Genomic DNA, 12,467 nt, shown 5'->3' with positions numbered 1-12,467 from the left:
CGCCCTGATGGGCGGTTTTTGTTTATAAACTGTGGGAAAAATTATGTTTGATATCGGTGTAAACCTGACCAGCACGCAATTCGCCTCCGACCGGCAAAAGGTGGTTAAACGCGCGCGTGATGCGGGCGTCACCGGCATGCTTATTACCGGCACTAACGCGCTGGAGAGCCAGCAGGCTCAGCGACTGGCTGAAGATCAAGCGGGCTTCTGTTGGTCTACCGCGGGCGTTCATCCTCATCATGCCAGCGAATGGTCAACGGAAATTGCCAGCACCCTGCGTCGCCTGGCTGAAAAACCGGAAGTGGTTGCCATCGGTGAATGCGGACTCGATTTCAATCGCAATCTGTCGGCTCATGAGCAGCAGGAGTATGCGTTTGATGCGCAGCTGGCTCTGGCGGCAGAACTCAATATGCCGGTCTTTCTGCACTGCCGCGAAGCCCATGCGCGTTTCGCTGCAGTGCTGGCGCCCTGGCTGCCAAAACTGCCTGGCGCGGTAATCCACTGCTTTACCGGCACGCGTGACGAACTGGAAGCCTGTCTGGGCATGGGATTATCGGTAGGGATTACGGGCTGGGTATGCGATGAGCGCCGTGGTCTGGAGTTGCGCGAGCTGCTGCCACTGATTCCGGCCGATCGCCTGCTGCTGGAAACGGATGCCCCATATCTGCTGCCGCGCGACATGCGTCCACGCCCGACTTCGCGCCGTAATGAACCCTGCTTTTTACCGCATATTGTGCACCAGGTGGCGACATGGCGTGGTGAGAGTGCTGAGGAACTGGCGACCCGCATCGACCATAATGCGCGGACGTTATTCAGACTGGCTTAAATCTTGCGGAACTGCTTGTTGTCGACGCTGCGCATTACCTGCTTGTTCAGCAAATTAAGCAACAGAATTGAGCGCGTTTCACCATCCGGCTCGGCAAAGATAGCGCGCAGCCCTTCAAACGTCCCGTCGGTGATGACCACTTCATCACCGCTTTGCGGCGTTTCAGGGTCAAGCAGGATTTGCGGGACGTCTGTTTCCAGCGCTTCAATCACGGCTGAAGGCACTGTCGCGGGCGTCGTGCCAAAGCGCACGAAGTGGCTGACGCCACGGGTGCTGCTGATCGTCGTGGTGTGAATGGCTTCCGGATCAAACTCGATAAACAGATAATTCGGGAACAGTGGCTCACTCACGGTGGTGCGTTTACCGCGCACGATCTTTTCCAGAGCGATCATCGGGCTGAGGCAATGCACTTCCTGCCGCTCCAGATGCTCCTTCGCGCGCAGTAGCTGTCCACGTTTGCAATAGAGTAAGTACCAGGATTCCATAACTGCTCCCATTGAATGGACGCTAAGAATAGCAAACCTGCTGCCAGAGTTATAGCGCAGGGGCAGGGTAAAGCGTCCCGCAAAGAAAATAAACTGAGACTTTTCTTAAGATGCCCGATGGCAGCAGAAAAGGTGACTGAAAATTGACGTCTGCTATTGCTCTGTATCAGACTCAATGACCATCACATCTGCAAAAGGATCCTCTGATGGAACTCTTTCTGTTGAGCAACGGCAAGCTGGCGGATGATGCGCCGCTGCTGGGCTATGCGCAGCCGCAGCTGCACGCCATGACTGCCCGACGCGCTATCCGCTCGGCGGTACTGATCCCCTACGCGATTATTCGTGGCGATCAGCAGCAACGCGCCGCCGAACTCAGTGCCTCACTGGGCATTCAGGTTGAGCGGGTTCAGGCATTCGCCTCACCGGCTGAAGCGATTGCGCAGGCAGAGCTGATTTTAGTCAGCGGCGGCAACACCTGGTTCCTGAATCAGATGCTGCATGAGCAGGGTCTGATCGGGGCGATTCAGCGCGCGGTGCGGGAGCGGCAGGTACCTTATGTCGGCTGGAGCGCAGGCTGCAACGTGGCGACGCCCTCAATCCGTACCACGAACGATATGCCGGTGCGCAGCAGCGTGGTGCTGCCTGCGCTGGGACTCTTTCCGGTGCAGATTAATCCCCACTATCTGGATGCCAGCGTCAGCAGTCATATGGGCGAAACCCGTGACGAACGGCTGGCAGAGTTCTGTGCAGTTAATCCGACTGAGTCGGTGATTGCACTGCGTGAAGGCAGTTTTCTGCACGTTCACGACAATCAGCTGCGCTATCACAGCGTGCGAAACGAAGATTTTAAACTGTTTCGCCACGGCGAGCCGATTCAGGGGTATCACGATGCCCGCGCGTTACAACCGCTGGTTCCCTTTCAGTGCGTATGACGCTGCCATATAAACCTCAGCATAACCGCTTAATCAGACCTATAATGGCCGATTCACTCTGGCCGGAAAGCTAAAGCCGCATGAAATATCACGATTTAAGAGACTTTCTCGCGCTGCTCGAACAGCGCGGTGAGCTAAAGCGCATTACCCAGTCGATCGATCCTGAACTGGAAATGACCGAAATCGCCGACCGCACTCTGCGTGCCGGTGGCCCGGCTCTGCTGTTTGAAAACCCGAAAGGGTACGACATGCCGGTGCTGTGCAATCTGTTCGGCACACCAAAGCGTGTGGCAATGGGCATGGGCCAGGAAGAGGTCAGCGCACTGCGTGAAGTGGGTAAACTGCTGGCCTTCCTGAAAGAGCCGGAGCCGCCAAAAGGCTTCCGCGATCTGTTCGATAAGATGCCGCAGTTTAAGCAGGTCCTGAACATGCCGACCAAACGCCTGCGCAATGCACCCTGTCAGGAAGAGGTGTTCAGCGGCGATGAAGTCGATCTGACGCGGATTCCGGTGATGAAGTGCTGGCCGGGCGATGCGGCACCGCTGATTACCTGGGGGCTGACCGTGACGCGCGGCCCGCACAAAGAGCGGCAGAATCTTGGGATCTACCGGCAGCAGGTGATCGGCAAAAATCGGCTGATCATGCGCTGGCTGTCGCACCGTGGCGGCGCGCTCGACTATCTGGAGTGGACGAAAGCGCATCCGGGTGAGCGTTTTCCGGTCTCGGTGGCGCTGGGTGCCGATCCTGCCACTATCCTTGGGGCCGTAACGCCGGTGCCTGATACGCTGTCAGAATATGCGTTCGCCGGTTTACTGCGCGGCAATAAAACCGAAGTAGTGAAATGCCTCTCGAACGATCTCGAAGTTCCTGCCAGCGCGGAAATCGTGCTGGAAGGGTATATCGAAGCGGGCGATATGGCGCCGGAAGGACCTTACGGCGACCACACCGGCTACTACAATGAAGTAGATAGCTTCCCGGTGTTTACCGTTACGCATATTACGCAGCGCCATAAGCCTATCTATCACTCCACCTATACCGGCCGTCCGCCAGATGAACCTGCGGTGCTGGGTGTGGCGCTGAATGAAGTGCTGGTGCCGATTCTGGTGAAGCAGTTCCCGGAGATCGTGGACTTCTATCTGCCGCCAGAAGGATGTTCATACCGGCTGGCGGTCGTGACGATTAAAAAGCAGTACGCGGGGCATGCCAAACGTGTCATGTTTGGCGTCTGGTCGTTTCTGCGGCAGTTCATGTACACCAAATTTGTTATTGTGTGTGACGATGACGTTAATGCGCGTGACTGGAACGACGTGATCTGGGCGATCACCACGCGTATGGATCCGGCCCGCGATACGGTATTAGTGGAAAATACCCCAATCGATTATCTCGATTTCGCTTCGCCCGTTTCCGGGCTGGGATCGAAGATGGGGATGGATGCGACCAATAAGTGGCCAGGTGAAACGCAGCGCGAATGGGGTACACCTATCGTCAAAGATCCTGCGGTCACCGCGCGCATTGATGCTATCTGGGATGAGCTAGGTATTTTTGATCAGCCGCCACAGCGTTGATGGCGAGCACAACCATAAAGACGACCCGACAGAGGGAACGCATGACAACGTTAAGCTGTAAAGTAACTTCGGTTGAGGCGATTACCGACACGGTCTATCGCGTTCGCCTGATCCCTGAAGCGGAATTCAGTTTTCGCGCGGGACAGTATCTGATGGTGGTGATGGACGAGCGTGACAAGCGTCCGTTCTCACTGGCCTCAACGCCGATGGAAAAAGATATCATTGAGCTGCATATCGGCGCGTCCGATCTGAACCTCTATGCCATGGCCGTCATGGATCGCATCCGTAACGATCGCCAGATTACGGTTGATATGCCGCACGGCGATGCCTGGCTGCGTGAAGAGAGCAGCAAGCCGCTGATTCTGATTGCAGGCGGCACCGGTTTCTCCTATGCCCGTTCGATTCTGCTCACTGCACTGGCGGAACAGCCAGAGCGCGATATCGCCATTTACTGGGGCGGACGTGAGCTCAAGCATCTGTACGATCTGGAAGAGCTGGATGCGCTGGCGGTGAAGCACCCGAATCTGAAGGTGATCCCGGTTGTCGAGCAACCTGAAGCGGGCTGGCAGGGCCGTTCAGGCACGGTACTGACGGCAGTAATGCAGGATTTCAGTACGCTGAGCGAGCATGAGATCTACATCGCCGGACGTTTTGAGATGGCGAAGATTGCCCGCGATCGTTTCTGTGCCGAGCGTGGCGCGGTGGAGTCACAGATGTACGGCGATGCGTTTGCCTTTATCTGATTCCCTGTAGCAGCCTGTAGCAGACAGAAAAAACCCGCCGGTTTACGGCGGGTAAATCTGACAAAGTAAGACTCAACGTATTACAGACGCTCGAATACGGTCGCAATGCCCTGACCCAGTCCGATGCACATGGTGGCGAGGCCAAAACGGGCATCGCGTCGCTCCATAATATTCAGCAATGTCGTGCTGATGCGTGCGCCGGAGCAGCCCAGCGGATGGCCTAACGCAATCGCGCCGCCATTCAGATTGACCTTATCATCCATCCGTTCCAGCAAACCTAAGTCCTTGATGCAGGGCAGCGTCTGCGCGGCAAAGGCTTCATTCAGCTCAAACACATCGATATCACTGACGCTCAGTCCCGCCCGTTTTAATGCCAGTTTGCTGGCCGGTACCGGTCCATAGCCCATAATCGAAGGATCACAGCCCACCACCGCCATGCTGCGGATGCGCGCGCGCGGTGTCAGCCCCAGTTCACGGGCGCGTGATTCACTCATGACCAGCATGGCGGCCGCGCCATCTGACAACGCCGACGACGTACCCGCCGTGACGGTGCCGTTAACCGGATCGAAGGCGGGTTTGAGTGCCGCCAGTCCTTCGGCGCTGGTCTCCTCGCGAATCACCTCATCGAAGTCATAGCGTTTAAGAATGCCGTCGCTGTCGTGACCATAGGTGGCGACAATCTCTGTTGCAAAGTCCCCACGCTGGGTGGCCTGCCAGGCCCGCTGGTGTGAACGCAGGGCAAATGCATCCTGCTGCTCACGGCTGATATGATGCATTCGCGCCAGCATTTCAGCCGTTAAGCCCATCATGCCTGCTGCTTTTGCCACGGTTCGGCCCAGACCGGGATGAAAGTCGACGCCGTGATTCATCGGCACATGTCCCATATGCTCCACGCCACCGATCAGACAGCATTGCGCATCACCGACCATAATGGCGCGGGCCGCATCATGCAGCGCCTGCATTGAAGAGCCACACAGTCGGTTGACGGTGGTGGCCGGCACTGAATGCGGGATTTCGGCCAGCAGCGCGGCGTTACGCGCGATATTAAATCCCTGTTCCAGCGTCTGCTGTACGCAGCCCCAGACGATATCGTCCAGTGATGTCGGGTTCACCGCCGGGTTGCGGCTCAGGAGTTCGCGCATCAGGTGCGCAGAGAGATCTTCAGCGCGCACGTGACGAAAGGCGCCGCCTTTTGAACGTCCCATTGGCGTGCGCACCGCATCAATAATCACCACATTTTCCATCTTTTTGCCCTCAGGCGCTTTTCAGCGCGGCTTCATCAATCGGTTTGGCGGCGGGATACCAGCTTTCATGCTGATGGGCTTTCTGCACCAGCAGCGCAGGCAGGGCATATAAGCCACCGAGCGCGCTATAACGCCGGGCCTGATCCACCACATTGCTGTTGCCCAGGGTATCGAGATAGCGGAAAGCGCCGCCACGGAAAGGCGGGAAGCCGAGACCATAGACCAGCGCCATATCCGCTTCCGCTGGCGAGGCGATAATCTTCTCTTCCAGGCAGCGCACTACTTCATTCAGCATTGGCAGCATCATGCGATTCAGGATCTCTTCGTCGCTGAAGACACGCTTAGGCTGGCAGACCTGCTCCAGCAGCGTATCCACTTCGGTATCAGCCACTTTTGTCAGCTTGCCCTTTTTATCTTCTTCCCAGCGCCAGAAGCCTTTGCCATTTTTCTGGCCAAAACGACCGGCATCAAACAGCAGATCGATCGCATCACGATAGTCATGCTTCATACGATCCGGGAAACCGTCAGCCATGACGCTTTGCGCGTGGTGCGCGGTATCGATGCCGACCACATCCAGCAGCCATGAGGGGCCCATCGGCCAGCCAAACTGTTTTTCCATCACTTTATCAATCTGACGGAAATCGGCGCCGTCGCGCAGCAGCAGGCTGAAAGCGGCGAAGTAAGGGAACAGCACCCGGTTAACAAAGAAGCCCGGACAGTCATTCACTACGATCGGGGTTTTGCCCATTTTGCTGGCCCAGGCCACCACTTTGCTCAGGGTCGCTTCACTGGTTTTCTCGCCACGAACCACCTCTACCAGCGGCATACGCGGTACCGGATTGAAGAAGTGCATGCCGCAGAAGTTTTCCGGACGCTGAAGCGCCTGCGCCAGCTGGCTGATGGGAATGGTCGAGGTATTGGAGGCCAGAATCGCATCCTCACGCAGATGCTGTTCGGTTTCCGCCAGCACTTTTGCCTTGATCAGCGGGTTCTCTACCACCGCTTCAACCACCACATCAGCCTGTTCAAAACCGGCGTAATCCAGCGTGGGCTGGATAGTGGCGATCACACTGGCGAGTTTGTTGCCGTCGATTTTGCCGCGTTCCAGCAGCTTATTGAGCAGCTTGCTGGCTTCGTTCATCCCCAGCGTTAACGCCTGTGGATTAATATCTTTCATTCTGACCGGCACGCCTTTCCACGCAGACTGGTAGCTGATGCCGCCACCCATGATGCCTGCGCCCAGTACCGCTGCCTGAGCGGGTGCGCCGCTTTCGCTGCCGCGCTTTTTCGCCAGACCTTTCACGTACTGGTCGTTGAGGAAGATGCCGACCAGCGCGCGTGCTTCATCAGACTGGGCCAGCGGCACAAACGCTGCGGTTTCAAGCTTCAGCGCGTCATCGCGGCCAAGGCTGGCTGCAGCTTCAATGGTTTTTACCGCCATCAGCGGAGCGGGATAATGCTTGCCTGCGGTTTGCAGCACCATGGCTTTCGCGATAGTGAAGCTCATGGCCGCTTCAATCGGGCTGAGTTTCAGCGGAGCCAGCTTAGGGGCCCGGCGGGCGCGCCAGCTGCCATCAGTGGCAGCGGCCTTAAGCATGGTGATTCCCGCCTCACGCAGTTTCTCGCGAGACACCACGGCATCGACCAGACCGAGTTTAAGAGCGGCATTGCCATCGACATCTTTTCCCGCCGCAATAATTTCCAGCGCACTGTCGGCGCCCAGCAGGCGCGGCAATCGCACGCTGCCGCCAAATCCCGGCATGATGCCGAGTTTGGTTTCCGGCAGGCCAATACGGGCGTCCGCAGTAGCGATACGCAGATCGGTTGCCAGTACGCATTCACATCCGCCGCCCAGTGCATAGCCGTCAATGGCGGCCAGAGTCGGTACCGGCAAATCTTCCAGACGATTGAAGATGCTGTTGGCGTAACTCAGCCACTGGCTCAGTTTTTCGGTGGGTGCATCAAACAGTGAAAGGAACTCGGTGATATCTGCCCCTACAATAAAGGCAGGTTTAGCGGAGCTCAGCAGCAGGCCGCGCAGTTCTGGCTGCTGCTCCAGCACAGCTATTGCCTCGCCCAGGCTGGCGACAGTTTGCGTATCGAGCTTGTTGACCGAGCCCGTAGCGTCAAAAACCAGCTCGGCGATGCCATCGTCCAGCCAGTGAAGAGTAAGGTTAGCGCCTTGGTAGAGCATGTGCGTCTCCTGAAACCGCGAAAGGTGATCTGGTCATACCAGATGATCGTGAGTGTGGGAGCGATGTTAATTTTTTGCAAACTGGTCTTTGCTTATTTGCTAACAAGATCACAGCTGCGCCGACTTCGGCATCTGCGCAAGGGGTATGCTAAACTGCGGCCATTTCGCGACACTGGAGAGACGTCAATGGATTCACTGAAGACCTTGTATCACGCGCACATCGCCACGTTGCAACAACGGGCGCAGCAGGTGCTGGCACGCAATAAACTGGATGCGATGTTGATCCATTCCGGTGAGTTGTTGACGGTGTTTCTGGATGATCACACTTATCCGTTTAAGGTGAATCCGCAGTTCAAGGCCTGGGTGCCGGTGACGCAGGTGCCCAACTGCTGGCTCTGGATTGATGGGGTGAACAAACCGAAACTGTGGTTCTACTCTCCGGTGGATTACTGGCATAACGTTGAACCGTTGCCGGATAGCTTCTGGACCGGGGATGTCGACGTTATCGGCCTGAAAAATGCGGATGAGATAGCGCAGTTGCTGCCTGCACAGCGTGATAACGTCGCCTATATCGGCCCGGTTAACGCGCGTGCATCTCAGCTCGGCATCGCCTCTGGCAATATTAATCCCAAAGCGGTAATCGACTTCCTGCACTTCCATCGCAGCATCAAAACTGATTATGAACTCGCCTGTCTGCGCCAGGCGCAGAAGCTGGCGGTTGCCGGTCATCGCGCGGCTAAAGAGGCGTTCTCGGCGGGCTTAAGCGAGTTCGATATCAATCAGGCGTATCTGACCGCTACCGGTCATCGCGACACCGATGTACCTTACGGCAATATCATTGCGCTGAATGAGCACGCTGCGGTGCTGCACTACACCCGGCTGGATCATCAGCCACCGGCGAAACGCCATAGCTTTTTGATTGATGCGGGTGCCGAGTATCTTGGCTATGCCGCTGATTTGACCCGCAGCTATGCGGCGCAGAGCAGTTCGCTCTATGCCAGAATGGTTGAGGCGATGAACACTGAAGAGCTGGCCCTGATAGCCACGCTGAAACCGGGCGTACGCTACACCGATTACCACCTTCAGATGCATCAGCGTATTGCGAAGATGTTGCTGAAGTTTGAGCTGGTTCAGGGAATCAGCGAAGAAGCGCTGGTGGCTGAAGATCTGACCGGTCCGTTTATGCCACATGGCCTGGGGCATCCGCTGGGTCTGCAGGTCCATGACGTTGCCGGTTTTATGCAGGATGAGCAGGGCACCCATCTCGCCGCGCCAGCGCAATATCCTTATCTTCGCTGCACCCGCGTGCTGCAACCGGGCATGGTATTAACCATTGAGCCGGGCTTCTATATTATTGATTCGTTACTCAAGCCGCTGCGTGAAGGCCGTTTCAGTCAGCACTTTAACTGGCAGGCCATTGATGCGCTTCGGCCTTATGGCGGGATTCGTATCGAGGATAACGTGGTGATCCATGCGCATCGCGTTGAGAACATGACCCGCGATCTGCATCTGGCCTGATGGAGGCCTTTGATATTCCCGCTGTGCCAGTAAGCAGCAGTGAGGAGACAATCAAAAAGAGTCGCTTCATTACGCTACTGGCGCACACCGAGGGTGCAGAGGCGGCGCGCGCGTTTGTCCAGCAGGTTAAAAGCGAGCATCCCACTGCCCGGCATCACTGCTGGGCCTGGGTAGCGGGCGCGCCGAATGATTCTCAGCAACTCGGTTTCTCTGATGATGGTGAACCTTCGGGTACGGCAGGGAAACCGATGCTGGCGCAACTGATGGGCGCGGATATTGGCGAGATTACCGCTGTGGTGGTGCGTTATTACGGTGGCATCATGCTGGGAACCGGCGGCTTAGTGAAAGCGTATGGTGGTGGCGTCCAGCAGGGGCTTAAGCAGTTGCCAAGGCAGCGCAAAGTGCCGATGAAGCTGTTCACTTTGCAATGTGACTATGCGCAGCTCAGTGATATTGAACGGCTGGTACAGCGTTTTGAAGGTAAGGTGACCGACAGCCAGTTTCAGGATCGTATTGCGTTGACGCTGGCTGTACCTTACGGACAGATCGACGGGTTCAAAAAAAATCTGTCAGACTTTAGTCGGGGCGCGTTATCGCTGATCCCGCTCACACCATGATGTTCATCTCTTTTATTTAAAGGAACGGCTGAATGCACTTTCGCGCCATTACCCGCATAGTCGGTCTGCTGGTGATCCTCTTTTCAGTGACGATGATTTTGCCCGGCCTGGTCGCCTTAATTTATCGCGATGGCGCAGGGCGGGCGTTTAGCCAGACCTTTATGATGGCGCTGGTGATCGGCTCGCTGCTGTGGTGGCCGAATCGCAAAAAGAAAACCGAACTCAAACCGCGGGAAGGGTTTCTGATTGTAGTCCTGTTCTGGACGGTGCTGGGCAGCGTAGGGGCGATGCCCTTTATCTTTGCCGAACAGCCGCATCTTTCGGTGACGGATGCGTTCTTTGAATCTTTCTCTGGCCTGACAACCACCGGTGCCACCACTCTGGTGGGGCTGGACTCGTTGCCTAAGGCGATTCTCTTCTATCGGCAGATGCTGCAGTGGCTGGGCGGTATGGGGATCATCGTATTAGCCGTGGCGATACTGCCAATTCTGGGCGTCGGGGGCATGCAGCTCTATCGCGCTGAAATGCCGGGGCCGCTGAAAGATAATAAAATGCGACCGCGTATCGCCGAGACGGCTAAAACACTCTGGCTGATCTACGTCCTGCTGACGATAGCCTGTGCGCTGGCATTGTGGCTGGCGGGAATGCCAGCGTTTGATGCTATTGGCCACAGTTTCTCGACTATCGCCATTGGCGGCTTCTCAACCCATGATGCCAGTATCGGCTATTTTAACAGTGGCACTATCAATACCATCGTGGCGGTGTTTCTGCTGATCTCCGGCTGCAACTACGGCCTGCACTTTGCCATGTTAAGCGGACGCAATCTGCGTGTGTACTGGCGCGACCCTGAGTTCCGCATGTTTATTGGCGTTCAACTGACGCTGGTGTTGATCTGTACCCTGGTGCTCTGGTTCCATAATGTCTATGAAAGTGGCTGGCAGACGCTGAACCAGGCCTTTTTCCAGGTGGTCTCCATGGCGACGACGGCGGGATTCACGACCGACAGCATCGCACGCTGGCCATTGTTCCTGCCGGTACTGCTGTTGTGCTCCGCCTTTATCGGCGGCTGTGCCGGTTCAACCGGCGGTGGTCTGAAGGTGATTCGCATACTGCTGTTATGCAAGCAGGGTAACCGTGAGCTTAAGCGTCTGGTTCACCCCAATGCGGTCTACACCATTAAGCTGGGCAACCGGGCGCTGCCGGAACGTATTCTTGAAGCCGTATGGGGATTCTTCTCGGCTTATGCGCTGGTGTTCCTGATCAGCATGCTGGCGATCATCGCTACCGGTGTTGATGACTTCTCGGCTTTTGCTGCCGTTGCCGCGACGCTCAATAACCTCGGCCCTGGCTTAGGGGTCGTAGCTGATAACTTCACTTCAATGAATGACGTGGCGAAATGGATTCTTATTTCCACCATGTTGTTCGGGCGTCTCGAGGTATTCACCTTGCTGGTGCTGTTCACGCCTACTTTCTGGCGTGAATAATTAATAAGGATGCTGACATGAAAGCGCTAATTCTCTATTCCACTCGCGACGGACAAACCAAGAAGATTGCCTCTTCTATTGCTGATGTGATCCGTCAGCAGCAGCAGTGTGATGTACTGAACATTCAGGATGCCACTCTGCCTGACTGGGCACAGTATGATCGCGTGTTAATTGGCGCATCTATCCGCTATGGCCATTTTCAGCCGGTCGTCGATAAGTTCGTTAAAAAACACCTTCATGAGTTGCAGCAGCGTACCAGCGGTTTCTTTTCGGTGAACCTGACGGCGCGCAAACCTGAGAAGCGCTCTCCTGAAACCAATGCCTATACGCAGAAGTTCCTGGCACACTCGCCGTGGCAGCCTGATTGCTGTGCCGTGTTCGCAGGCGCGCTCTATTATCCGCGCTATCGCTGGTTCGATCGCGTCATGATCCAGTTGATTATGCGCATGACCGGTGGTGAGACAGATTCGACGAAAGAAGTGGAGTACACGGACTGGCAGCAGGTAAGCACTTTTGCCAATGATTTTGCACAGTTACCAGGCAAATCGTAGCGAAATAGCGCGATTTGATGAAAATTACTGCGAACGATAATCTTTTCGTAATAAACACTTGTCAGCCCGCGCGAACTCCCTATAATGCGCCTCCATCGACACGGCACACCGGCAACGGAAAACGGGTTGAGAGGCACAGGAGACTGCGCCGCCGGAGAAAAACTTCTGAGAAAGAGGTTGACTCTGCAGGAGGAAAGCGTAATATACGCCACCTCGCGACAGGACGCTAACGCACTGTTCGCACTGCTCTTTAACAATTTATCAGACAATCTGTGTGGGCACTCGCAGGATTGATATCAGCGTCTCCG

The 12,467-nt window shown here is 56.1% G+C and carries 11 protein-coding genes; 8 read left to right on the top strand and 3 right to left on the bottom strand.

The window, feature by feature from the left end:
- The first annotated feature begins 43 nt into the window (after positions 1-43).
- On the top strand, positions 44-826 hold the full coding sequence (gene tatD / locus HFD95_RS15725) for a 3'-5' ssDNA/RNA exonuclease TatD (protein ID WP_010257234.1): 783 nt from the start codon (positions 44-46) through the stop codon (positions 824-826).
- Here tatD and rfaH read toward each other — a convergent pair.
- The gene (rfaH, locus tag HFD95_RS15720; protein ID WP_010257230.1) at positions 823-1,311 is read right to left on the bottom strand and encodes a transcription/translation regulatory transformer protein RfaH; all 489 of its coding nucleotides are present in this window, start codon (positions 1,309-1,311) and stop codon (positions 823-825) included. The two genes, tatD and rfaH, sit on opposite strands and share 4 nt — an antisense overlap.
- Before the next feature lie 206 nt (positions 1,312-1,517).
- Here rfaH and pepE point away from each other — a divergent pair, with 206 nt between their 5' ends.
- The 3 genes from pepE to fre all read left to right on the top strand — a co-directional run bounded on the left by pepE (position 1,518) and on the right by fre (position 4,551).
- Positions 1,518-2,243, top strand: coding sequence for a dipeptidase PepE (gene pepE / locus HFD95_RS15715; RefSeq protein WP_167430476.1), 726 nt, complete (start codon positions 1,518-1,520; stop codon positions 2,241-2,243).
- Between the two features lie 80 nt (positions 2,244-2,323).
- A complete protein-coding gene (ubiD, locus tag HFD95_RS15710) occupies positions 2,324-3,808 on the top strand; it encodes a 4-hydroxy-3-polyprenylbenzoate decarboxylase (RefSeq protein ID WP_010257222.1) in 1,485 nt (494 codons plus the stop codon).
- 41 nt (positions 3,809-3,849) lie between these two features.
- Positions 3,850-4,551, top strand: a complete 702-nt coding sequence (fre, locus tag HFD95_RS15705) for an NAD(P)H-flavin reductase (RefSeq protein ID WP_010257219.1) — start codon at positions 3,850-3,852, stop codon at positions 4,549-4,551.
- Positions 4,552-4,631: 80 nt separating this feature from the next.
- On the opposite strand, the gene fadA is transcribed toward fre, so the two are convergent.
- Positions 4,632-5,795, bottom strand: coding sequence for an acetyl-CoA C-acyltransferase FadA (gene fadA / locus HFD95_RS15700; RefSeq protein ID WP_010257216.1), 1,164 nt, complete (start codon positions 5,793-5,795; stop codon positions 4,632-4,634).
- Between the two features lie 10 nt (positions 5,796-5,805).
- Positions 5,806-7,989: a fatty acid oxidation complex subunit alpha FadB gene (fadB, locus tag HFD95_RS15695; protein ID WP_033767553.1), complete on the bottom strand. Its 2,184-nt coding sequence runs from the start codon at positions 7,987-7,989 to the stop codon at positions 5,806-5,808.
- Between the two features lie 186 nt (positions 7,990-8,175).
- On the opposite strand from fadB, the gene pepQ reads away from it, so the two are divergent.
- Genes pepQ through hemG form a run of 4 tightly spaced genes read left to right on the top strand, consistent with a single transcriptional unit; the run spans position 8,176 to position 12,159 of the window.
- Positions 8,176-9,507: a Xaa-Pro dipeptidase gene (gene pepQ, locus HFD95_RS15690; RefSeq protein ID WP_010671687.1), complete on the top strand. Its 1,332-nt coding sequence runs from the start codon at positions 8,176-8,178 to the stop codon at positions 9,505-9,507.
- Positions 9,507-10,124, top strand: a complete 618-nt coding sequence (locus HFD95_RS15685; protein WP_010257205.1) for an IMPACT family protein — start codon at positions 9,507-9,509, stop codon at positions 10,122-10,124. Before pepQ ends, HFD95_RS15685 begins: the two co-directional genes overlap by 1 nt.
- Before the next feature lie 32 nt (positions 10,125-10,156).
- On the top strand, positions 10,157-11,608 hold the full coding sequence (trkH, locus tag HFD95_RS15680) for a Trk system potassium transporter TrkH (protein WP_010257200.1): 1,452 nt from the start codon (positions 10,157-10,159) through the stop codon (positions 11,606-11,608).
- A gap of 17 nt (positions 11,609-11,625) precedes the next feature.
- Positions 11,626-12,159, top strand: coding sequence for a menaquinone-dependent protoporphyrinogen IX dehydrogenase (hemG, locus tag HFD95_RS15675; RefSeq protein ID WP_167430475.1), 534 nt, complete (start codon positions 11,626-11,628; stop codon positions 12,157-12,159).
- Positions 12,160-12,467 lie beyond the last annotated feature (308 nt).

The sequence above is a fragment of the Pantoea sp. EKM10T genome (assembly GCF_011800685.1).
In the GTDB taxonomy this organism is placed as follows: Bacteria; Pseudomonadota; Gammaproteobacteria; order Enterobacterales; family Enterobacteriaceae; genus Pantoea; species Pantoea agglomerans.
This window is presented reverse-complemented; position numbering and strand designations above follow the sequence as displayed.

Bases quoted from the DNA above. Each gene is read 5' to 3' on its own strand.
- pepE (WP_167430476.1), top strand. From the start codon at position 1,518: ATGGAACTCTTTCTGTTGAGCAACGGCAAGCTGGCGGATGATGCGCCG.
- fadA (WP_010257216.1), bottom strand. From the start codon at position 5,795: ATGGAAAATGTGGTGATTATTGATGCGGTGCGCACGCCAATGGGACGT.
- fadB (WP_033767553.1), bottom strand. From the start codon at position 7,989: ATGCTCTACCAAGGCGCTAACCTTACTCTTCACTGGCTGGACGATGGC.
- trkH (WP_010257200.1), top strand. From the start codon at position 10,157: ATGCACTTTCGCGCCATTACCCGCATAGTCGGTCTGCTGGTGATCCTC.
- pepQ (WP_010671687.1), top strand. From the start codon at position 8,176: ATGGATTCACTGAAGACCTTGTATCACGCGCACATCGCCACGTTGCAA.
- rfaH (WP_010257230.1), bottom strand. From the start codon at position 1,311: ATGGAATCCTGGTACTTACTCTATTGCAAACGTGGACAGCTACTGCGC.
- hemG (WP_167430475.1), top strand. From the start codon at position 11,626: ATGAAAGCGCTAATTCTCTATTCCACTCGCGACGGACAAACCAAGAAG.
- fre (WP_010257219.1), top strand. From the start codon at position 3,850: ATGACAACGTTAAGCTGTAAAGTAACTTCGGTTGAGGCGATTACCGAC.
- HFD95_RS15685 (WP_010257205.1), top strand. From the start codon at position 9,507: ATGGAGGCCTTTGATATTCCCGCTGTGCCAGTAAGCAGCAGTGAGGAG.
- tatD (WP_010257234.1), top strand. From the start codon at position 44: ATGTTTGATATCGGTGTAAACCTGACCAGCACGCAATTCGCCTCCGAC.
- ubiD (WP_010257222.1), top strand. From the start codon at position 2,324: ATGAAATATCACGATTTAAGAGACTTTCTCGCGCTGCTCGAACAGCGC.